Here is a 20,835-nt window from a genome sequence, read left to right on the forward strand (position 1 = left end):
CTCAAGGCGGCGGCGCGACCGGCAGCCCCGCCCTGTCGGCTCCGCGACGCAGCACGTCGCGGAGCATCTCGGGTGTCAACGTCCGCGTGAACAGGTTGCGTTGGCTGGGGTGGTAACTGCAGATCAGGCACAGGCCCCGTTCACCGTCGGGAGTGACGGTCCATGACTCGGCGCCGTGCCCGAAGGCCGGGCGCGGGCGGGGCAGTTGCCATCCCGCGCTCGCCAGCACGGGCGGCAGCGCCTGCCAGGCGAAGGCGCCGAGCACGACGATCGCCCGCAGTGAGGGTCGCAGCAGTTCGAGTTCGCGGGTGAGCCAGGGGCGGCAGGTGTCCCGCTCGGCGGTGGTCGGCCGGTTGTCCGGCGGTGCGCAGTGCACCGGCATGGTGATCCGCACCCCCGACAGCTCCATCCCGTCGCCGCGGTGTGTGGCCGTCGGACGGGAGGCCAGGCCGAGGTCGTAAAGCGCGGCGAACAGCGCGTCACCGGCCGGGTCCCCCGTGAAGACCCGACCGGTGCGGTTGCCGCCGTGCGCGGCCGGGGCCAGTCCGACGATCGCCAGCGGGGCGTCCGGCGGGCCGAAGCCGGGGACGGGCCTGGCCCAGTAGTCCCAGTCCTGGAAGGCCCTGCGCTTCACGCGTGCCGCCTCCTCCCGCCAGGCCACCAGCCGCGGGCAGGCCCGGCAGGTGACCACCGCCGCGTCCAGATCCCGGACCGTGCTCGTCCGGGGAGCGGTCGTCGCGGGGAAGTCCTGCATGCTCACGCTCCTCTTCATAAAATGGATGAATCGGAAGTCGTCTGCCCGCTGCGCGGTCCGGAGGGTGCCGGTCATGGCCACACAGATCAGCTACCGGCGAGTCTACGAGGAGACCTCACCCAGGGAGGGGCGGCGCGTGCTGGTCGACCGCGTCTGGCCGCGCGGCATGCGCAAGGAGGACGCGCACCTGGACGAGTGGCTGCGCGACGTGGCCCCCTCCACGGAACTGCGCCGCTGGTACGCCCACGACCCCGGCCGCTTCCCCGAGTTCCGCCGCCGCTACCGCGCGGAACTGCGCGACGCCGAACACCGGCAGGCCGCCGAGCACCTCCGCGACCTGGCCACGCGCGACAGGCTCACGCTGCTGACCGCGACGAAGGATGTCGACCACAGCCAGGCGGCGGTCCTGGCGGAGTGGCTGGGCGGGAAGGGCTGAGGCGAGCGCGTCGGCCCACCGACCGCCGGAGCCGGTCCCACCGGAGAGAATGCCGCCATGAGTGAGTCTTCTTCTTCGCAGCGCCCCGGTACGGGTCAGGATCTGTTCGTCGCGGTACTGCTGTGGGTCCTGGACGCGATCGTCGGCGCCTTCGTGCTGCTGGCCGGCCTGGGGGAGGCGGACTACAACATCTTCGAGCCGGATCCTCACGCGTCGATGTCACCGGTGTTCGAGTACGTGGCGGTGTTCGCGGGGGTGGTGCTGCTGTCGGCGGCGGCTCTGTACCGGCTGGGCTACCGGGCGAGCGTGGGGGCGCAGGTGGCGGCTGGGGGCCTGCTGCTGCTGTTCTGCGCGACCGGCGCGAACGCCGGTTGAGTCTCCCGTGGCCCCTACCTCTCGTACTCCCCCAGCCGGTGGACCTGACCCGTGCCCAGTGTGATCCGGGCCCGGGGGCGCATCGGGCCGTCTTCGCGGCGGGAGAGCAGGGTCACCTCCTCGACCTCGGCCGTGAGCGTGCCGAGCCGGGCCGCGCATTCGGCGGCCAGGTGCCGTGGGTCCCGTGTGCGGCCGAGGGAGAGGTGCGGGGTGAAGCGGCCGCCGCAGAGCGGGAAGCGCAGGCCCAGCGCCCGGTGGAGGCGGGTCCACGGGGGCAGGCCGGCCGCGGCCGGGTCGAGCCACACCGTCGCGTCACGCCGGTGCCTGAAGTACCGCACGCCGGCCAGCCGCGCCGTGAACGGCGCGCTCTCCGCCGCCGCGGCGGCGAGCAGCGGCAGAGCCCGTACGAACTCCTCCTCCGGCACGAAGCCGAAGAGCAGGTTCACATGGGGTGGCCAGCGGCGGACCTGCGGATCGTGCTCCCAGCGGATGTCCTGGATCGCGGGCCGGAGCTCCCACGGCGGCAGCCACGCCACGGCCGTACGGGCCGTCGGCGCCACGTCGAGCACGGCCGGCGGCTCGGCCCCGCCGAAAGCCGGGTTCCCGTCCACACGTCCATCGTCCCGGCCGCGCCCGCGTCGCACGAGTCGAGGACTCCTCGCTCAGTCCGCGGCCATCTCGGCGTGTACCTCCTCCCGTGTCGTCTCCCGCAGTTCTCCGTCCAGGCGGAGCCAGCGCGTCACGCCGACGGACTCCAGGAAGTGGAGGTCGTGGCTGGCGACGACGAGTGCGCCCTCGTACGACTCCAGGGCCGTCGTCAGCTGCTTGACGCTGGCCATGTCGAGGTTGTTCGTCGGCTCGTCGAGCATCAGCAGTTGCGGGGCGGGTTCCGCGAGCATCAGCGCCGCCAGGGTGGCCCGGAAGCGCTCGCCGCCCGAGAGGGTCGCGGCTCGGCGGCCGGCCCGGGCGCCCTTGAACAGGAACCGGGCGAGCCGGGCCCTGATCTCGTTGTCGGTCGCCTCGGGCGCGAAGCGGGCCACGTTCTCGGCGACGGTCAGTCCGTCGTCGAGGACGTCGAGCCGCTGGGGCAGGAACCGCAGCGGCACATGGGCCGTCGCCACTCCGGAGAGCGCGTCCAGCTCGCCCGCGACGGTGCGCAGGAGTGTCGTCTTGCCGGCGCCGTTGCGGCCGACGAGCGCGATCCGCTCGGGGCCGCGCAGCTCGAACTCGCCGTCCACGCGGGCTCCGTAACGCAGCCTCAGTTCGCTCAGGGTCAGCACCGAGCGGCCCGGCGGCACGGCCGTGTGCGGGAGGTCGACGCGGATCTCGTCGTCGTCGCGCACGGCCTCGGCCGCCTGGCCGAGCCGCTCCTTCGCCTCGGCGAGCTTCTCCTCGTGCATGATGCGGTGCTTGCCCGCGGAGACCTGGGCCTGGCGCTTGCGCGCACCCATGACGATCTTCGGCTCGCGCTTGCTGTCCCACATCTTCTGGCCGTAGCGCTTGCGGCGCGCCAGTTTGACCTGGGCGTCGGCCAGTTCGCGCTTCTGCTTGCGCAGATCGGACTCGGCGACCCGGACCATGCGTTCGGCGGCCTCCTGCTCGGTGGCGAGCGCCTCCTCGTACGCGGAGAAGTTGCCGCCGTACCAGGTGATCCCGCCGGCGCGCAGGTCGGCGATCTGGTCGACGCGTTCGAGCAGTTCACGGTCGTGGCTGACCACGACCATGACGCCCGACCACGCCTCGACGGCCGCGTAGAGCCGACGGCGCGCGTAGAGGTCGAGGTTGTTGGTGGGCTCGTCGAGGAGGAGGACGCCGGGACGGCGCAGCAGCAGTGCGGCCAGGCGCAGCAGGACCGACTCGCCGCCCGACAGCTCGCCGGTGGTGCGGTCCAGGCCGACGTGGCCCAGGCCCAGCCCGGCGAGCGTCGCCGTGGCGCGCTCCTCGACGTCCCACTCGTCGCCGACCGTGGCGAAGTGCTCCTCGCGCGCGTCGCCTGATTCGATGGCGTGCAGGGCGGCGCGCGTGCCGGTGATGCCGAGGACGTCCTCGACGCGGAGCGCGGTGTCCAGTGTGATGTTCTGCGGCAGGTATCCGATCTCGCCGGCCACGCGCACGGTGCCCTCGGTCGGCCGGAGTTCCCCGGCGATCAGCTTCAACAGGGTTGATTTTCCGGACCCGTTGACGCCGATGAGCCCGGACCTGCCGGGCCCGAAGGCGGCCTGGAAGCCGTCGAGGACGGTGGTGCCGTCCGGCCAGGCGTAGGAGAGGGACGTGCAGGTGATGGAGGCGGGGGAAGGGGTGGGTGACATGGGCATACGGGCCTCGCGGGGTCGCTTGAGGTGGGAGGTGGCCAGGAAGCGCACGGGACACCGCGGGGCGACCGCGAGGGAGCGGGGGATCCGCAGAGGATCCCCGCACCGACGGGAGGACGGCTGGAGCGTCGAGGTCGCACACGGAACGCGGGCAGCGGATGCCGGGGGGCATGGCTGCGCGGCGCGGTGTCTCAGGACCTCAGACGAGCAACGTCCTTCTCCGATCGACGGCAACAGGGACGTCACCAACGTACGGAGGATGCCGGTGGTGCGTCAACGTATTTATTGACGGACACGCTCCCGGAGGCCGTGCGTCACGCCTCCGCGACGGCCTCCAGCGGGCTCAGCGCTGCTGCCCGGCGGGCCGGGACCGCCGCGGCGACCGCGCCGATCGCGAGGGAGGCGAGGCACACCAGGAGCAGCGTGCCCCAGGGCATCGCCAGGGAATACCCCTCCATCGCACCGTTGGCCAGCGAGCCGACCGCCCAGGCGCTGAACAGCCCGCCCGCCAGGCCGAGAAGGGTGCCGAAGGCGGCGACGGTCACCGATTCCAGGCGGATCATCCGGCGGATGCCGGCGCGGTCCATGCCGATGGCGCGGAGCGCGCCGATCTCGCGGGTGCGTTCGGTGACGGACATGGCCAGGGTGTTGACGATGCCGAGCGAGGCGATCACGACGCCGATGGCGAGCAGCCCGTACATCAGGGTCAGCAGGTCGCCCATGGTGCCGGCGGCCTCACGGACGATCTCCTTGCGGTCCTGGACCTTGAGCAGCGGGTTGTTGCCCACGGCGGTGCGCAGCCGGTCCTCGGTGTTCCCGGAAGCGGCGCCGTCGGCGGTGCGGACGAGGATCCGCTGGACGGAGTCGGGCATGTAGCTGTTCCGCTGCACTTCGGTGCGGGCACCGAGGACGTCGTGGGCGACGGGGTTGTCCTTGTAGACGGCCGCGACGGTGTATTTCGCGAACTCCTGGTTCCGGCCGATGCGGGCGTTGACCTCGTCGCCCGCGCGCACGCCGTGTTCCCGGGCGACGGTGCCGGAGAGGGCGATGCGGCCCGGCCGGAGATCCGCGAGGGAGCCGCTGGTGAGGTCGAGCTTCATGACGTCCTTCACGGTGGCGGGGTCGACGCCGGAGATCTCCCGGACGCTGCCGCCGATGAAGAGGGTGGAGTCGGCGACCGCGGTGGCGGTGCGTACCCCGGGCGTGGCGGCCACGCGCTGCGCGGCGGCCGGGTCGACGCCGTTCATGTTGCCGCGGGTTCCGATGACGTAGTCGGCGCCGAGGCCGGCCGCGGCCTGGTGGTCGAGGGCCTGCGAGGTGGAGTTGCCGAGGACGGCGAGGCCGGCGACCAGCGCCGTGCTGATCATCAGGGCGGAGGCAGTGGCCGCGGTGCGGCGCGGGTCGCGCAGCGCGTTCTCCCGCGCGAGGTGGCCGACGACCCCGAAGCGGCGGGTCAGCCGTCCGGTCAGCCGGATGACGGGGGCGGCGAGCAGCGGTGCCAGCACGATCATGGCGACGACGAGGACGGCGCAGCCGAGCATCGCGTTCTGCAGGTTCTCCTCCGAGGCGTCCTTCGCCCCCGTGAGGGTGATCAGCCGGCCGGCGCCGAGGGCGAGCAGGGCGAGCCCCGCCACGGCGCGCACCCGCGACCGGCCGGCGGTGGGCGGCTGCCCGGCCGCGCGCATCGCCTCGACGGGCGCGACCTTCGCCGCCTTGCGGGACGGCAGCCACGCGGCGAGCACGGTGACGCCCACGCCCACGCCGAGCGCCGCGACGACGGAGCGCGGGCCGATCACCAGGGGGCCGTTGGGCAGGGGGTCGCCGCTGGTGCCCAGGATGCCGGGCAGCACCGAGGCGATGCCCAGGCCGAGGACGAATCCGGCCGCCGATGCGACGAGGCCGACCAGGAGGGCCTCCCACAGGACGGAGCGGACGACCTGGCGGCGTGTGGCGCCGATCGCCCGCAGCAGCGCGATCTCGCGGGTGCGCTGGGTGACGAGCATGGTGAAGGTGTTGACGATGAGGAACGAGCCGATGAACAGCGAGACCCCGGCGAAGATCATCGGCAGCTTCTCGAAGCCCCGTGTCCGCATGTCGACGTTGGTGGCCTGCTGGGCGGCCTGGGCACTGCCGCTGGTGGCCTCGGCCCGGTCGGCCGGGAGCACGGCGGTGACCCGGGCCGAGAGGGCGACCTGGTCGGTGCCGGGCGCGGCGGACAGGTCGATCCCGGTGTAGTGACCCGGGGTCGAGAACAGGCGCTGGGCGGTCGCCATGTCGAACAGCGCGAGGGTGCCGCCCGCGGTCACCCGGGTGTCCTTGGTGGTGACGATGCCGACGAGTCGCTTGGTCATCACCGGGCCGTCGGTGGCCAGCGTGACCGTGTCGCCGATACGGAAGCGGCCCGCGGCGGCGGTGCCGCTGTCCACGGCCAGTTCGCCGCCGTTCGCGGGGGCGCGGCCCTTGACCAGCGGGTAGCGGCTGTCCTTGCCGTCCTTGCCCGGTACGTAGGCGGCGGCCGGGTGCGCCCATGCCTTGTCGGCCCGCAGCGGGCTGCCGTCGGAGGCGTTCAGGGTGGCCACGCCGTCGGCCGCCGGCCGCACGGCGGCGACTCCGGGTATGCCGGCGAGCTTGCGTACGAGCGTGTCGTCGAGCACGTCGGCGTGCTCGTTCACGGCGGTCCCCGGCGGTGGTGCCTTCGGGCTCACGGTGACCGCGATGTCCGCGAAGTTCCTCGACGCGGCGGCGCGGTGGGCCGCGGCGGAGGAGTCCGCGAAGACGAGGGTGCCGCAGACGAACGCGACGCCCAGGCAGACCGCGAGGACGGTCATGACCAGACGGGCCTTGTGCGCCAGGACGTTGCGCAGGGCTGTTCTCAGCATGGGGAGCTTTCGGAGCGTGGCGGGAGGGGGATGTGCCGTGCGGGCGCGGTCAGTTGACGCGCGCGCGGGCGTCGGGTCCGGCGGTCCGGGACCCCGCGGCGGAACCGCCGGTGTCACCGCCCCCGGAAAGGCGCAGCATCCGGTCCAGGACCCGCTCCGGGGTGGGGCGGGTCATCTCGTCGGCCAGGCGGCCGTCGGAGAGGAAGAGCACGCGGTCGGCGTAGCCGGCGGCGACGGGGTCGTGGGTGACCATGACCACGGTCTGGCCCAGTTCGCGCACCGAGTCGCGCAGGAAGCCGAGGACTTCGGCTCCGGCGCGGGAGTCGAGGTTGCCGGTGGGCTCGTCGCCGAAGATGATCGCGGGCCGGGAGACCAGGGCGCGGGCCACGGCGACGCGCTGCTGCTGCCCGCCGGAGAGCTGTGCGGGCCGGTGGCCGAGGCGCTGGGAGAGGCCGAGCATGGAGACCACGCGGTCCAGCCACTGCCGGTCGGGGCGGCGGCCGGCGATGGCGAGCGGCAGCGTGATGTTCTCCAGCGCCGTCATCGTCGGCAGCAGGTTGAACGCCTGGAAGATGAAGCCGATGCGGTCCCGGCGCAGTTCGGTGAGCTGCCGGTCGTTCAGCGTGCTCAGTTCGGTGGTGCCGACGCGCACGGAGCCGGAGCTGGGCGCGTCTAGCCCGGCGGCGCAGTGCATCAGGGTGGACTTGCCGCAGCCGGAGGGTCCCATGATCGCGGTGAACTCGCCTTCGCGGAAGGCGATGCTGACCCGGTCCAGGGCGGTGACGCGCGTGTCGCCGCTGCCGTAGACCTTCGACAGGTCGACGGCCGCGGCCGCGATCCCCGTCGTCCGGTTCGGCGCGTAGGTGGCAAAGGGGTCGGGGGTCACGGGGAACTCCTCTTCGGGTGCGCAAGGGTGCACTTCGAAGGGTGTCCGGGGAACGTATCGGGGGCCTGGGCCGGCGTGTATCGGCGGCCGCTCCGGTTCGTAGCGGTTCTGTAGCGGCGCGGTTCTGTAGCGGCGGTTCTGTAGCGGTCGGCGTCAGGCCGGCAGGCGCAGGGTGGCGACGGCTCCGCCGTCCGGGGCGTTGTCCAGGCGCAGTTCGGCGCCGAGCAGCCGGGCCTGGCCCAGGGCGATGGTCAGGCCCAGGCCGTGGCCCGCGCCGCGTTCCGCCGCGCCGGTGTGGAAGCGGCGCGGGCCGTCGAGCAGCAGGTCCGCCGGGAAGCCGGGGCCGTGGTCGCGCACGACGACCGTACGGCCCTCGACGGTGACCCGCACCGGGGCGGCTCCGTGCCGGTGGGCGTTGACGACGAGGTTGCCGACGATCCGCTCCAGGCGGCGGGGGTCGGTCTCCACGGTCGTGGCGTCGTCCGCGACGGTGACCTCGGCGCCGTGGCCGGTGCGCGCCACGGCCTCGGAGACGACCGCGCCGAGCGGGACGTGGGCACGTACGGGCTGTTCGGCGCCCGCGTCCAGCCGGGAGATCTCCAGCAGGTCCTCGACCAGGCCGCGCAGGTCGCGGACCCGGGCCCGGAGCAGGTCCTCCGTCTCACCGGGAGGCAGCAGGTCGGCGGCGGCCAGCAGGCCGCCGACGGGGGTGCGCAGCTCGTGGGCGACGTCCGCGGTGAACTGGCGCTCGGTGCGCAGCCGTCGGCCGAGGCTGTCGGCCATGGTGTCGACGGTGGCGGCGATGTCGGCCACCTCGTCGTCGCCCTTGGTGGGGCCGGTGCGGGCGTCCAGGTCACCGGCGGAGATCCGGCCCGCGGTCTCGGAGACCCGCCGCAGCCTGCGGGCGAGCAGCCCGGCGCCGTACGCCGCGAGGGGCACGGCGGCGGCGACCGCGACCAGTGAGGCGACCACCATGGTCACGTCGAGTTGGCGCAAGGTGTAGAGCTCGCTGCTCATGTTGGCCCGCACGGCGAGGACGGGGCTGTCCGGGCCGCCGGTCCGCTGGGCGGCCCAGACGCTCGGTCCCACGTTTCCCTCGACGTGTCCGTCGTAGGCCGTGTGCCGGTCGCCGTCGGCCGGGTGGCGCAGGGCGGCGGGCAGGCCGGCGGGGTCGAGCTCGGCACCGTCCGCGAGGGTCCCGGTGCGCCGGTAGACGTTCATGGCCGAATACACGCTGTTGAAGGCCCGCGCCTCGGCCCGGGACCGGATGTCGTTCGCGATCCACACGTGGACCAGTACGCCCACCGCGACCGCGACCAGGCAGGCCGTGGCCGCGGCCAGCGCGGCGATCTTCCAGCGCAGGGACGCGCGGGCCGGGCGCAGCCGGCGGAAGGGGCGCACGGGCCTCAGCGCCTGAGCTTGTAGCCGAAGCCGCGGACCGTCTCGATCCGGTCCCGGCCCAGCTTCCTGCGCAACCGCTGCACGCACAGGTCCACGACCCGGCTGTCGCCGTCCCAGCCGTACTCCCAGACGTTGCGCAGCAGGGTGTGCCGCTCCAGCACGGTGCCCGGGTGGGCGGCGAACTCGAGGAGCAGCTTCAGCTCGGTCGGGGTCAGGGCCACCGGGCTGCCGGAGACGAAGACCTCCATGCCTGCGGTGTCGATGGTCAGGTCGCCGAAGGTCAGCGTGTCCCCCTCGGACGGTGCCGGCCCCTCCCCCGCGGCGTGTCCGGGTCCCGGGGCGGCCGCGTAGGTGGCCCGCCGCAGGAGCGAGCGGATGCGTGCCACGAGCACGTAGGTGTCCACGGGCTTGACCACGTAGTCGTCCGCTCCGGCCTCCAGACCGGCGACGACGTCGAGCCCGTCGCCGCGGGCGGACATCATCAGCACGGGCACCAGGCTGGTCTCCCGGACCCTGCGGCACAGGCCGATGCCGTCCAGACCGGGCAGCATCACGTCCAGGATCAGCAGGTCGAAGTCCTCGTCCCGGAAGAGCTCGAGCCCGGTGAGCCCGTCGGCCGCGGCCTTCATCTCGTAGCCGTAGCGCTCCAGGGCGACGGTGAAGGACCGGCGCATCAGGTCGTCGTCCTCCACCAGCAGCACGCGGACGGGGCGCGGGGAGGCCGGAGCCGGGGCGGACGGGGGCACGGCGGATCGCTCCTGTTCCGTCTGGTCGGGGGACAGTGGTCCCGGCCGCACGCGCGGCCGGCGACCTGAGGGGAACGATACGGCGGACCACGCGCTCCGGCCGCCCGTGACCCCTTCACCGTGGGCCGTCGCGCCGATTCGATGGGCAGTGGAGCGCTTGCTGATACGCGGCGGATACAAAGGGGGCGCCACACGCACCGGATACAAGAAACAAAGGGGTCGCCCTGGCGCTGCCCCGCCGGGGTCCGGGCGGAAAGCCGACGGGGGCGCCGCTCAGATGAACCGCTCGGGGAATCTCCGGATGATGCCGTCGGACAGCGTGTCGGCCATGCCCACGATCTGGTGGTGCACCTCGTCGAAGTCGGCGATGTCCTGGGCATAGTGGCCCTGGAGGCGGTCGGTCGCCTCCTTGAGCGTCAGGTCGAGGTGGTTCTTCATCATCGTGCGCAGGTCCGCGTCGGGCCAGGCGCCGGGGTTGAGGGCGTGCAGGAAGTCGGCGATGTCATCGGCGTTGGCGTACCACACCTTCTCCGCCGCCGCGAGCTTGGCGGTGTCGCCGGCCTTCGCCGCGGCCAGGATGTCGACCGCGGTGAGGATGTGCCTACGCAGCAGGGCGGTGAGGTCGTTGCCGGCCTTGGTCCCGAAGAAGGGTTTGAACGCCTCGCCCAGATCCGTCTGGTTGCGCAGCAGTCGTTGCTCGGTCGGCTGGAGGTCGGGCAGGTTCCCGGCGAAGCTGATGATCGCGAGCCGGGTGTAGGTGATGTGGTCGTCCCACAACTCGCGCATCTGGTCGTGGAGTCGTTGCGCGCGAGGGGAACGCGGGGCGGGGGCAGCGTGGGACTGGGCGGAGAAGCTCTGCTGCACGCCTCCCCCGAGCGCCGTCAACGACAGGGCCAGGGCCGTCACCACGGCGCCGCGGCGCACCGCTCCCGGGCGGAACGTCCGCGCCGCGCGGCGCGGCGGGCGAAGACCGGACATACGCGAACCTCCCGAGCACGGCGAGAAACGGTGCGAGCCTGGCACAGCGGGCTGTTGGGCAGTAGAGCCGCGGGCCCGGATTACCCCGGACGGCCCAAGCGGGATCCGGCCGTGCCCGTCCAGGGGAGACCGAGACGGTGCGCGGCGCCTGCCCGGCAGTCCGGGCCGCCCTCGGCCGGGACACCGGCGGCGTCACACCACAAGGCCCGCCGGGCTCACTGCCCGGCGGGCCCTCGCCCCCCCTCTCTCCCCCCGTCACCTCGTCGCGAGCACCTGCTCCGCGTACGCGATGGCCGCCGGATCCATGCGCAGCACCAGGTGGCTGGTGGCACAGTTCACGTCACGCCAGGCGCGTTCGAAGAGGCCGTCGGCCGTCTGGCCGGAGGTGCCGGTCGCGCGGAAGACGCGGTTGACGGCGGTCAGCAGCAGCTCGGAGGCGAGGGCGCAGTCCCGGGCGCCGCGTGCGGTCAGCATGCCGGTGACCGCGCCCTCGTCCGCGGTGGTGGCGACCCGGTGGACCAGGAGCTCGGCGGCGTCCAGCTCCCCGGCGGTGCGGGCCAGCACGTCCCGGAAGCCGGCGTCGCGTACGGCCTTCGCGGCTTCGCCCCCGCCCGCCCTGGCCGCTCCCCAGTCGGTCCACTCGGTCAGCATGCCGCGTGCCGCCCCCAGCACCGGAGCGACGAAGGACAGTCCGTTGACCGCCTTGAGCGGCACCCGGTGGCAGGGGGCGGGAGACAGCGCCCCGGTGCCGTCCATCGCCCGGTCACGGGCGAACGACATGCGGGCCGGCACGAACACCTCGTCCAGGACGAGGGTGTTGCTGCCCGTGCCGCGCATTCCGACCGAGAACCAGGTGTCCAGCACGGTGCAGGCGGAGCGGGGCACGGCGAAGTAGCGCGCGTGCGGCGCGGTGTCGTCACCTGACTGCGTGGTCGCGCAGACCAGCGCCCACTGGGCGAAGTCCACGGCGCTGATGAACGACCACTTGCCGGACAGCCGCCAGCCGCCGGGCACCGGCTCGGCCCGGCCGACCGGCATGAGCGCCCCCACCAGCAGGGCGTCCGGCCCGTCCGCCCACACCTCCCGCTGACCGTCCTCGGGCAGATGGGCCGCCATCCGGGAGACGAACGCGCTGAGCGAGGCCACCCAGGCGGCGGACGCGCAGCCGGTGCCGGTCGCCGTGACCGCGTCGACGAGTCCGGCGAAGGTGCCGGCGTCGCCGCCCCAGCGGGCCGGGACGAAGTGCCGGGCGAATCCGGCGTCCACGACGGCTCGGACGACGGCGGGGTGGGGCTTGCGCTCCCGGTCCATGGCCTCGGCGTGCTCCGAGGCGATCCGGGCGACGTCCTTCGCCGTTGCCGCCAACCTGTCGGATCCGCCGGTCACTTGTCCGTTCTTCCGTTCGGTCGTACCGGTCCGTGTCATCGCTTCGCCTCCTCGCCCGCGGTGAGGGCGTCGACGACGGCGAGCCCGAGTGCGCCGAGCAGGCTGAGGTTCTTGAAGAACTCGTGGCGCTGGGCGTGCCGGCGAGCGGGGTCCTGCTGCCGCCAGAAGTCGTGCACGGTCATGGTCGTAGGGATCAGGCACGCCGCCAGCAGGCCGCCACTGAGCGGGGGCCGGAACCCGGCCCCGAGCGCCACCCCGCCGACGACCATGCCGGCCGCCGCGCAGCGGGTCGCGGCCTCCGGCAGCGGGACCCCGTGGCGCTCGGCCAGCGCGGGCAGCGGTCCGGGGTCGCGCAGCACGCCGTACCCGCCAGTGACGAAACTGGCGGCCAGCAGCGGCCGGGCCAGGCCTCGTACGGTCTTCTCCGCCGTCCTCATGTCATTCCCTTCTCCGTGGTGACGGTGATCCGGCGGGCGGTCAGGCGTACCCCCTGACCCCACAGCCGGTGTGCGTGGCGGCCGTCCAGACCCCGGCCGTCCGGGCCCGCCGCGTCGAGCAGCGTGAACAGGCCGATTCCGCAGGCGAGTTGGGCGGGCGTGGCGCGTTCGGCCGGGCCGCCGTGGCCGATCACCAGGTGGTCGCGGAGCGGTGTGCCCAGGTCGCGGACGGAGAGCACCGCCCGTCCGTCCACCCGCCAGCGGACCGTGCCGCGGGACCGGTCGAGGCCGATCTCCAGGAGGTGCGTGCGGTCGGGGGTCCGGTCGGCGACCGGGACCAGGCAGGTGAACGCGGCGTACGGCGCGCCCGGCGGGCGCAGCCGCTCGTACACGGCGTGGATCCGCCGGTTGGAGACGAAGAAGTCGAAGACCAGGCCCGTTTCCCGGTCGATGGCCAGCAGCGCTCCCGCCCCGAGCCTGGGGTCGCCCTCCGCGTCGGTCACCGCGTCACCGAAGGGGTGTCGCCCGGCGTTGAACACGCGCGCGGCCAGCTCCCCCCGGACGACCAGTTCACCGGTGGCGGGCGCGTCGAAGCCGGGCAGGCCGGAGGTGGCCGTACGCGCGGCCAGGGCGCACCACTTGATGTGGTCGTCGCCGGCACCGGGCCGGAAGGCCGGGGTGCCGGTCTTGGGGTCCGTGGCCTCCGGCTCGACGACCAGCCCCGCCGGGGTGGTGCGCACGGTCGCGTCGCCGAGAGGCAGGGTGCCGACGGGCCTGATCCGCCAGTCGGGCCGCGGGCCGGTGGTACGGAAGCCGGCCGCGCCGCGCCAGTCGAACAGCGTGGCCCGTGTCGCCTGATGCATCGTCATCGCGCTCCCTCAGCCGTGCCGGGTGTCGCGTCCGGAGGCTGGCGGCCGTGGCTCGAAGGCCGCTCGACCCACGGTGGACGCACGGCTCGACCTCCTCTCGACCCGGATTCCAGCCGGCCCGCTGACCGTGGGCCGCCGGAACGAGCGATGCGGAGGAATGCGATGGCAGTCGGCGGCAACGGTGCGGAGCGCTGGGTCCTGGTGCTGGGGGCGACGGGCCGGCAGGGCGGTACGGTCGCCCGCCACCTGCTCGAACGGGGCTGGGCGGTCCACGCGTTCGTGCGCGACCCGGGCAAGGCGGCCGCCCGGGAACTGGCCTCGCGGGGGGCGGTGCTCGTCCGGGGTTCGCTCGACGACCCGGCCTCCGTACGCAAGGCCGTGGCGGGCGCGTACGGCGTGTTCAGCGTCTTCACGCCCACCCACGGCAATGGGCTGGACGGCGAGGAGCGGCACGCGGCCCTGGTCGCCGAGGCCGCCCGGGAGGCCGGGGTGGCCCACCTGGTGCACAGCTCGGTCAGCGGCGTGGAGAACCCCGGCGGCGTGGGGTGGCGGGAGACCAAGCTGAAGGTCGAGCGGACCATGCGGTCGGCGGGGCTGCCGACGACGTTCCTGCGCGCCGTCTACTACATGGAGAACTTCCTGGACCTGCCGCCGGTCCTGGACGCGGAGGGCGGGCTGGTGCTCAGCCGCGGCCTGCTGCCCACCACCACACTGCAGATGATCGCCTCCCGGGACATCGGCCGGTTCGCCGCCGACGCCTTCGACGACCCGGCCCGCTTCATCGGCCGGGAACAGGAGATCGCCGGGGACGAGTTGACGGGCCCGCAGGTGGCGGAGGCGTTCGCCCGGCACACCGGGCGCCCGGCGCGCTTCGTCACGGTGCCCATCGAGGAGATCGCCCGGAAGGACCCGTGGATGGCCAAGTCGTTCGTCTGGTTCAACGAGGTCGGCTATCGGGCGGACATCCCCGCGCTGCGCTCCGCCCATCCGGGCCTGCTGACCTTCGACGCGTTCCTGCGCCAGTCCGGATGGACGCCCCAGGAACCGCGGTGACGCCCGCGGCGACCGGACGTCTCCCCGCGCTCCCCTCGCTCACCGGGATGCGCTTCCTGGCCGCCGCCGCGGTCTTCTTCTCGCACTCCTTCTTCCAGTTCGTGCCGAGCAGCTGGGGGTCGGACACCGGAACCGGGTTCTTCTGGAGCAAGGCCGGGTCGGCCGGGGTGTCCTTCTTCTTCGTCCTCAGCGGCTTCGTGCTCACCTGGTCGGCCCGGGCGGATCAGCCCGCCCGGGCGTTCTGGCGCCGGCGGGCCTGCAAGGTCTACCCCAACCACCTCGTCACGGCGGCGGCCGCGGTCCTCCTGATCACCTGGCACGGCGGCACCGTGTCCGCCGGACAGCTGCTGCCGAACCTCGCGCTGCTGCACACCTGGCTGCCCATCGGTCCGGTTCTGAACGGGGTCAACACGGTGAGCTGGTCGCTGTGTTGTGAGGCGTTCTTCTATCTCTCCTTCCCCTTGCTGCTGCGCGCGCTGAGGGCGGTGCCGGAGCGGCGGCTGTGGTGGTGCGCCGGAGCCCTGGTGGCGATGGTGTGGTGCGTACCGCTGGTGGCCCGGCTGCTGCCGGGCGAACCGGCTCTCTCGCCGCGCATGCCGTACTCCGAGGTCCAGCTGTGGTTCGTGTACTTCTTCCCCGTCACCCGGTGCCTGGAGTTCCTGCTGGGGATGGTGCTGGCCCTGCTGGTCGCCCACGGCCGCTTCCCCCGGGTGCCACTGCCGGCGGCCGGGGCGCTGGTGGCCGGGGCGTACGTGGCGGCGCTGTACACACCCGGGCAGTACGGGACGGTCGCGGTGTGCGTGGCACCGCTCGCCCTGCTGATCGCGTCCGGCGCCGTGGCCGACGCCCGCGCACACCCGTCCGTGCTGCGGCGGCCGGTGATGGTGTGGCTGGGCGAGGTGTCCTTCGCCCTGTACATGGTGCATCAGCTCCTGATCGACGAGGTCGCGCGCCGGCTGGGCATCGACGTCGCCCACAGCCTGAACAGCTGGTCGGCCGCGGCCCTTTCCCTGCCGGTGCTCGGTGGCGCCCTGACGCTCGCCTGGCTGCTCCACCGCGGTGTCGAGCAGCCGGTCATGCGCAGGTGGAGCCGCCCGCGCCGGCACCTCCTCCTGAAAGTGGGTGAACTGTCGTGAGCTCCCCCAAAAAACCCTCCGCCCACGACCAGCTGTTCCAGCTGGCCTTCAACAGCGCCCCCTGGACACATCAGACCCTCTATGTAATGGCCCGGCTGGGCGTGGCCGACCTGCTGGCCGACGGCCCGCGGGGCAGCGACGAACTCGCCGCCGCCACCGACAGCCACCCGGACGCCCTCTACCGCTTCTGCCGCGCGGCGGCCGCCCTGGGGCTCTTCCACGAGCATCCCGGCCGGGTCTTCGCGCTCGCCCCGCTCGGCGAGGCCTTCCGCACCGGCGGCGTGGCGCAGTTCGTCACCCTCAACGGCGCCGAGAACTTCCGCGCCTGGGTGGACGTCCTCTACAGCGTGCGGACCGGGAAGCCGGCGTTCGACCAGATCTTCCACATGGCCGCCTTCGACTTCCTCGACCACAACGACGAGATGCGCAAGGTGCTCCACACGATGGTCGGCCGGGGCACCGTGCCGCCCGCCATCGACCTCTGCGACTTCTCCGCGGACACCACCCTGGTGGACGTCGGCGGCAGCGTGGGAACGCTGGTCGCCCACGTGCTGCGAGCCAACCCGGAGCTGCGCGGCGTCCTCCAGGACCTGCCCACCGTGGTGGACGGGGCACCCGAGGTGCTGCACCGCCAGGGCGTGGCCGACCGGGTGGAGATCGTAGGGCGGAGCTTCTTCGAGGCGGTGGCACCGGAGGGCAGCACCTATGTGCTCTCGCGGGTGCTGCACGACTGGGACGACGAGCAGGCGCTGCGCATCCTGGGCCGGGTCCGGGATGCGATGGGGCCAGGCTCCCGGCTCCTCGTCGTCGACCAGGTGATCCCCGCGGGCGACGGCTTCCACCCCGGCAAGTTCTCCGACCTCCAGATGCTGGTGGTGCTCGGCGGCCGGGAGCGGACGATCGAGGAGTTCCGCGAACTGCTGCGGCGGGCCGGGCTGACGATCAGGTCGGTGCGGGGGCCGGAGGCGATGCCCACCAGCCCGCGCACCGAGGCCCTCATCGAGGCCGTGGCCTGACCGCGGCCCCGGTTCGTCAGCCGGCGGGCGCACCGTGGGCGCCCGTCTCGGCGGCCTCCGCGACCTGGGAGGCCGCCGCACGCCGCTCCAGCGCCGTCATCAGCACGGCCGGCAGGATGGCGACCAGGGCGGCGGCCAGCACCCAGATGAACGTGGTGCCGAAGCCGGACGCCTGATCGCCCGGCCGGCCCGCGGCGTCGTCGAGGTGCTGCTGGAGCACCACGACGAACAGCGCGGTGCCGATCGAACCGCCCACCCTCTGCAGCATGTTGAGCTGCGGGGTGGCATCGCCGATCTGCTCCGGCCGCAGGGCACGGAAGGCCGCCGTCATGGCGGGCATGCCGGCCAGGCCGATGCCGAACCCCCGGACGACCATGGCCAGGCTCAGCAGCCAGTAGGAGGTGGTGGCCCCGATGAGCACGAAGGGCACGGTCGCGGCGACGCAGACGACGCCGCCGATGACGGCGGTGAGACTGCCGATCTTCTCGAAGAGCCGCCCGGAGAGCCACATCGCGACCGCCGCGCCCAGCCCCTGCGGAGCCAGCAGCAGGCCGGTGTGGACGGCGTCCTCGTGCCGGACCACTTGGTAGTACAGCGGCATCAGCACCATGCCGCCGAAGATGGCCGCGCCCATGGCGAAGGTGGCGAAGGAGGACGCGGCGAACATCCGGTTGCCGTAGAGGCGCAGGTCCAGCAGGGGGCGCTCGATCCGGACGGATCGCAGCACGAAGGCGGCGGTGAGGGCGAGACCGGCGAGGAAGGGCACCACGACCTGGCCGTCGAGCAGATCGCCGCGCTGTCCCGCCTGGGCCAGCCCGTAGGTGATCCCCACGATGCCCGTGGAGACGAGGAACAGGCCGATCGCGTCCAGCGGTCCCGCGTCCTCCCGCCGGTCGCGCGGGAGGAGACGAAGGGTCAGATAGAGGGCCAGCGCGCCGATCGGCACATTGATCCAGAAGATCCACTCCCAGCCGGCGTGGTCGAGCAGCAGCCCGCCGACGGTCGGGCCGAAGACCGGTGTGAGCACCATCGGCACCCCGATCGCGCTCATCACCCGGGCCAGCCCCTGGGGCCCGGCGGCCCGTACCAGGATCGCCTGGCCGACGGGCACCATCAGGCCGCCCCCGATGCCCTGGAGCACCCGGAAGGCGATCAGCTGCTCGGCGGAACCGGCGAGCCCGCACAGCGCGGAGGCGACGGTGAACACGGTGAGCGCCACGGCGTAGAGGGTGCGGGAGCCCCACCGCCTGGCGGCCCAGGCGGATATCGGGGTCACCGCGGCGAGGGCCAGCAGATAGCTGGTGACGACCCACTGGACGGTGTCCAGCGAGGTGTCGAAGTCGAGGGAGAGGTGGCGCAGGGCCACATTGACGACGGTCGAGTCGAGGAAGGCGAGGATCGCGCCGAGCAGGACCACGAGCACTGCCTGACGTACCTCACGGGTGAGCCCGGGCCTACGCGTCTGCTCATCTTGTGCAGCCATACCTCCATGCTCATCCCGTCGAATGACTCTGTCAACCACCCGGATGATTGATTAGAGTGTCCTCATGACGACGAAGAAGGCCGGTGCCGCGGCCGCCCCCGAGGACACCCCCGCGACAGCCGCTCCCGAGGACACCCCCGCGCGGCCCCGGCCGCGCCGGGCCCCCCGGGCCGAGGAGCGGCAGCGCGACGCCGAGCGGTCGCGCGCGCTGCTGCTCGACGCGGCGCTGGAGGAGTTCGCCCGGCACGGGCTGGCGGGCGCCCGGGTGCAGGACATCGCCGCCCGCGCGGGCGTCAACAAGCAGCTGATCAGCTACTACTTCGGGGGCAAGGACGGCCTCTACCGCGAGCTGCAGCGCGGCTGGGCGGAGCAGGAGGCCATGTTCACGGAGGAGAACACCCCGCTGGAGGAGGTCGCCGTCCAGTACCTCGAGCGCGGCCTGGCCGACCCCAGGCCGGCCAGGCTGGCCGTCTGGCGCGGGCTCGCGGGCGACGACCAGCACACCCCGGAGGAGGCGTCGGCGATCGGCACCGACCTGGAGCGGCTGCGACGGGCCCGCGAGCGCGGCGAGATCTCCGACGACCTGGACACCGGCTTCCTGCGGCTCGCGGTCATGGGCATGGTGATGGCCCCCATCGTGATGCCGCACACCGCGCGGGAGGCGACCGGGCTCGACCCCTGGTCGCCCGAGTTCCGGGAGCGCTACAGCGAGCAGATCCGGCTGCTGCTCCGGCAGTTGGCTACCACAGACCCCGGGTCAGCTCGCGGAAGCGGGTGAGACGGGCGATCTCCGCGTCCGCCCCGCCCACCCCGCGCCGGTTGGAGAGCGTGATGTGCGAGGCCCCGGCGCGCCGCCAGGTCTCCACCCGCTCCACCCAGTCGCCCTCGGGCAGCAGTTGCAGCGGGACGCGCGCCTCGATGCCGAACCGCCCGGGATCCCGGCCGTGCTTCTCCACGAGCTCCCGCAGCCGCCGGACCACTTCGAGCCCGGCGTCGACGTTCCGCATCAGCGGGCCGAACATGCGGAAACCGTCGGCGATCCGGGCCATCCGGTCGAGGACGACCGGGCGGGGCACCCCTCCGCCCTCGAAGTCGCCACCTCCCATCCACACCGGAATCGGCTTCTCCGGGCGGGGGTTGACGGCCACGTCCTCGATCTCGATCAGCTCGCCCCGGTAGGTGAGGAACGGCTCGGTCCACAGCAGCCGCATCACTTTCACCTGTTCCTCGAGCAGGCGGCCGCGGGTCGCCGGGTCGGCGCCCAGAGCGCGGACCTCCTCGCGGTTCCAGCCCACGCTGACGCAGAGCCGGAGGCGTCCGCCGGAGAACAGGTCGATCTCGGCGGCCTGTTTGGCCGCCATTCCCGCCGAGCGCAGCGGCAGCAGCACCGACGGCGCGATCTCGACGCGCGAGGTCAGCGCCGCCACGAACGCGGCATGGGTGAACGCCTCGTGCCACGGGTCGCACGGAGACAGGTCCGACGGCCAGTTCGGCGCCCGGGCGGGCAGCACGTGCTCACCGAAGGCGAGATGCTGGTAGCCCAATTCCTCGAACGCCTGCACGTAGTCATGGAGTTCCTGTCGGGCGCCGAAGTAGGGCAGGTCGCCACCGACCCTGAGCGGGCTGGACACCTCGTCAACCTCCGCGATGAATGGGTGAGTTGTCATTCCCTACCGTATCCACGATGCCACCGGGCAGGGTGGACCGCCACCACCGCGTTCCGGGCAACGCCCGCGCGATTGCCGGTTTCCAGGGAACTTCGAGGCCGGCTCCAGTGACGCGCACCAGCATCCGCGGCAGCCCGCGGCGCACGGCGGAAGAGAGCGGGAGAAAAAGGAGAGAAAGGGGAGCCGGGATGAGCAAAAGCACCACCGGAAGCGACATGCCCACCGGTGTCAGCCTGACGGCCGTCGGCATCGCCATCGGCCGGGCCGTGGAGAGCGACCGTACGGACGCGCTGTTCGAGGACCCGTACGCCCAGCCCTTCGTGGACGCGGTCGGGGCGAGCGCCGTGGCCGGCATGGGGGCCTTCAGCGGGTACGTCGCCATACGCACCCGCTTCTTCGACGACTATCTGCTGAGCAGCGCGGAGCGAGGCCGACGTCAGGTGGTGCTCCTCGCCGCCGGGCTCGACACCCGCGCGTTCCGGCTGCCCTGGCCGCCCGGGACGCACCTCTTCGAGCTGGACCTGCCGGAACTGCTGGCCTTCAAGGAGGAGGTGCTCTCCAGGGAAGGAGCGACCGCCTCCTGCCGGCGCACGGTGCTCGCGGCCGACCTGCGCGAGGACTGGACACCCGCGCTGCGCGCGGCCGGCTTCGACCCGGCGCTGCCCACGGCCTGGCTGGCCGAGGGCCTGCTGCCCTATCTCTCGGCGGCGGACAACGACCTGCTGGCCGACCGCATCGGCCGGCTCTCCGCCGCAGGCTCGGAGCTGGCGCTGGACCACCTGGACGCGGAGACCAGGCGGGGCAGCCTGGCCGGGACGTCCGACACCCTCGACGGGCTGGGGGCCTCCTGGCTGTCCACGCTCGACGACCCGGCCGGATGGCTGGCGGGCCACGGCTGGACCGTACGGGACGCCCCGAGCCGGGCGGCGCTCCTGAAGCGCTACGGCCGCGGCGGTCCGGCGCCCGCCCCGGACCAGGACCGGCCCAGCGGACTGGCCGCCGCCGCCAGGGAGGGCTGACG

General features: G+C 73.2%; 20 protein-coding genes. 7 read left to right on the plus strand and 13 right to left on the minus strand.

The window, feature by feature from the left end:
• Position 1 precedes the first annotated feature (1 nt).
• Positions 2 to 754 (minus strand): uracil-DNA glycosylase, encoded by a 753-nt coding sequence (locus ACFY1P_RS07155; RefSeq protein WP_361525014.1) that lies wholly within the window; start codon positions 752 to 754, stop codon positions 2 to 4.
• A gap of 73 nt (positions 755 to 827) precedes the next feature.
• Here ACFY1P_RS07155 and ACFY1P_RS07160 point away from each other — a divergent pair, with 73 nt between their 5' ends.
• Positions 828 to 1,190: a DUF488 domain-containing protein gene (locus tag ACFY1P_RS07160; protein WP_390749984.1), complete on the plus strand. Its 363-nt coding sequence runs from the start codon at positions 828 to 830 to the stop codon at positions 1,188 to 1,190.
• Positions 1,191 to 1,247: 57 nt separating this feature from the next.
• Positions 1,248 to 1,565, plus strand: a complete 318-nt coding sequence (locus tag ACFY1P_RS07165; RefSeq protein ID WP_361525008.1) for a DUF6234 family protein — start codon at positions 1,248 to 1,250, stop codon at positions 1,563 to 1,565.
• 14 nt (positions 1,566 to 1,579) lie between these two features.
• On the opposite strand, the gene ACFY1P_RS07170 is transcribed toward ACFY1P_RS07165, so the two are convergent.
• The 10 genes from ACFY1P_RS07170 to ACFY1P_RS07215 all read right to left on the minus strand — a co-directional run bounded on the left by ACFY1P_RS07170 (position 1,580) and on the right by ACFY1P_RS07215 (position 13,459).
• Positions 1,580 to 2,176 carry a 2'-5' RNA ligase family protein gene (locus ACFY1P_RS07170; protein WP_361525006.1) on the minus strand — a complete coding sequence of 199 codons (597 nt, stop codon included), beginning with the start codon at positions 2,174 to 2,176 and terminating at the stop codon, positions 1,580 to 1,582.
• Positions 2,177 to 2,227: 51 nt separating this feature from the next.
• Positions 2,228 to 3,874: an ABC-F family ATP-binding cassette domain-containing protein gene (locus tag ACFY1P_RS07175; RefSeq protein ID WP_361525003.1), complete on the minus strand. Its 1,647-nt coding sequence runs from the start codon at positions 3,872 to 3,874 to the stop codon at positions 2,228 to 2,230.
• 317 nt (positions 3,875 to 4,191) lie between these two features.
• Positions 4,192 to 6,756, minus strand: coding sequence for an ABC transporter permease (locus ACFY1P_RS07180; protein WP_390749985.1), 2,565 nt, complete (start codon positions 6,754 to 6,756; stop codon positions 4,192 to 4,194).
• 49 nt (positions 6,757 to 6,805) lie between these two features.
• Positions 6,806 to 7,642: an ABC transporter ATP-binding protein gene (locus tag ACFY1P_RS07185; protein WP_361535592.1), complete on the minus strand. Its 837-nt coding sequence runs from the start codon at positions 7,640 to 7,642 to the stop codon at positions 6,806 to 6,808.
• Between the two features lie 153 nt (positions 7,643 to 7,795).
• Entirely contained in the window at positions 7,796 to 9,043 is a 1,248-nt protein-coding gene (locus tag ACFY1P_RS07190; protein ID WP_390749986.1) for a sensor histidine kinase, read from the minus strand.
• A 5-nt stretch (positions 9,044 to 9,048) separates the two neighbouring features.
• A complete protein-coding gene (gene cseB / locus ACFY1P_RS07195) occupies positions 9,049 to 9,789 on the minus strand; it encodes a two-component system response regulator CseB (protein ID WP_361525769.1) in 741 nt (246 codons plus the stop codon).
• 273 nt (positions 9,790 to 10,062) lie between these two features.
• On the minus strand, positions 10,063 to 10,767 hold the full coding sequence (locus ACFY1P_RS07200; RefSeq protein WP_390749987.1) for a hypothetical protein: 705 nt from the start codon (positions 10,765 to 10,767) through the stop codon (positions 10,063 to 10,065).
• Positions 10,768 to 11,022: 255 nt separating this feature from the next.
• Complete coding sequence (locus ACFY1P_RS07205; protein ID WP_361525765.1) at positions 11,023 to 12,192, minus strand: acyl-CoA dehydrogenase family protein; 1,170 nt, start codon at positions 12,190 to 12,192, stop codon at positions 11,023 to 11,025.
• Positions 12,189 to 12,590, minus strand: coding sequence for a DoxX family protein (locus ACFY1P_RS07210; protein WP_361525762.1), 402 nt, complete (start codon positions 12,588 to 12,590; stop codon positions 12,189 to 12,191). The genes ACFY1P_RS07205 and ACFY1P_RS07210 overlap by 4 nt, the downstream gene beginning before the upstream one ends.
• Positions 12,587 to 13,459: a DUF6081 family protein gene (locus ACFY1P_RS07215; RefSeq protein ID WP_390749988.1), complete on the minus strand. Its 873-nt coding sequence runs from the start codon at positions 13,457 to 13,459 to the stop codon at positions 12,587 to 12,589. Before ACFY1P_RS07215 ends, ACFY1P_RS07210 begins: the two co-directional genes overlap by 4 nt.
• Before the next feature lie 162 nt (positions 13,460 to 13,621).
• Here ACFY1P_RS07215 and ACFY1P_RS07220 point away from each other — a divergent pair, with 162 nt between their 5' ends.
• The 3 genes from ACFY1P_RS07220 to ACFY1P_RS07230 are packed head-to-tail and all read left to right on the plus strand — an operon-like array spanning position 13,622 to position 16,664.
• A complete protein-coding gene (locus ACFY1P_RS07220; protein WP_390749989.1) occupies positions 13,622 to 14,512 on the plus strand; it encodes an NmrA/HSCARG family protein in 891 nt (296 codons plus the stop codon).
• The gene (locus ACFY1P_RS07225; RefSeq protein WP_390749990.1) at positions 14,509 to 15,648 is read left to right on the plus strand and encodes an acyltransferase family protein; all 1,140 of its coding nucleotides are present in this window, start codon (positions 14,509 to 14,511) and stop codon (positions 15,646 to 15,648) included. Before ACFY1P_RS07220 ends, ACFY1P_RS07225 begins: the two co-directional genes overlap by 4 nt.
• Positions 15,645 to 16,664, plus strand: a complete 1,020-nt coding sequence (locus ACFY1P_RS07230; RefSeq protein ID WP_390749991.1) for a methyltransferase — start codon at positions 15,645 to 15,647, stop codon at positions 16,662 to 16,664. Before ACFY1P_RS07225 ends, ACFY1P_RS07230 begins: the two co-directional genes overlap by 4 nt.
• A gap of 16 nt (positions 16,665 to 16,680) precedes the next feature.
• On the opposite strand, the gene ACFY1P_RS07235 is transcribed toward ACFY1P_RS07230, so the two are convergent.
• A complete protein-coding gene (locus ACFY1P_RS07235) occupies positions 16,681 to 18,147 on the minus strand; it encodes a DHA2 family efflux MFS transporter permease subunit (RefSeq protein WP_390749992.1) in 1,467 nt (488 codons plus the stop codon).
• Positions 18,148 to 18,211: 64 nt separating this feature from the next.
• Between ACFY1P_RS07235 and ACFY1P_RS07240 the strand changes: the two genes are divergently transcribed.
• Positions 18,212 to 18,925 carry a TetR family transcriptional regulator gene (locus ACFY1P_RS07240; protein ID WP_361525745.1) on the plus strand — a complete coding sequence of 238 codons (714 nt, stop codon included), beginning with the start codon at positions 18,212 to 18,214 and terminating at the stop codon, positions 18,923 to 18,925.
• On the opposite strand, the gene ACFY1P_RS07245 is transcribed toward ACFY1P_RS07240, so the two are convergent.
• The gene (locus tag ACFY1P_RS07245; RefSeq protein WP_390749993.1) at positions 18,888 to 19,814 is read right to left on the minus strand and encodes a TIGR03619 family F420-dependent LLM class oxidoreductase; all 927 of its coding nucleotides are present in this window, start codon (positions 19,812 to 19,814) and stop codon (positions 18,888 to 18,890) included. The two genes, ACFY1P_RS07240 and ACFY1P_RS07245, sit on opposite strands and share 38 nt — an antisense overlap.
• Positions 19,815 to 20,002: 188 nt before the next feature.
• On the opposite strand from ACFY1P_RS07245, the gene ACFY1P_RS07250 reads away from it, so the two are divergent.
• Positions 20,003 to 20,833, plus strand: coding sequence for an SAM-dependent methyltransferase (locus tag ACFY1P_RS07250; RefSeq protein ID WP_361525740.1), 831 nt, complete (start codon positions 20,003 to 20,005; stop codon positions 20,831 to 20,833).
• Positions 20,834 to 20,835: the final 2 nt, after the last annotated feature.

Source organism: Streptomyces sp. NPDC001407, assembly GCF_042895325.1.
Lineage (GTDB): Bacteria > Actinomycetota > Actinomycetes > Streptomycetales > Streptomycetaceae > Streptomyces.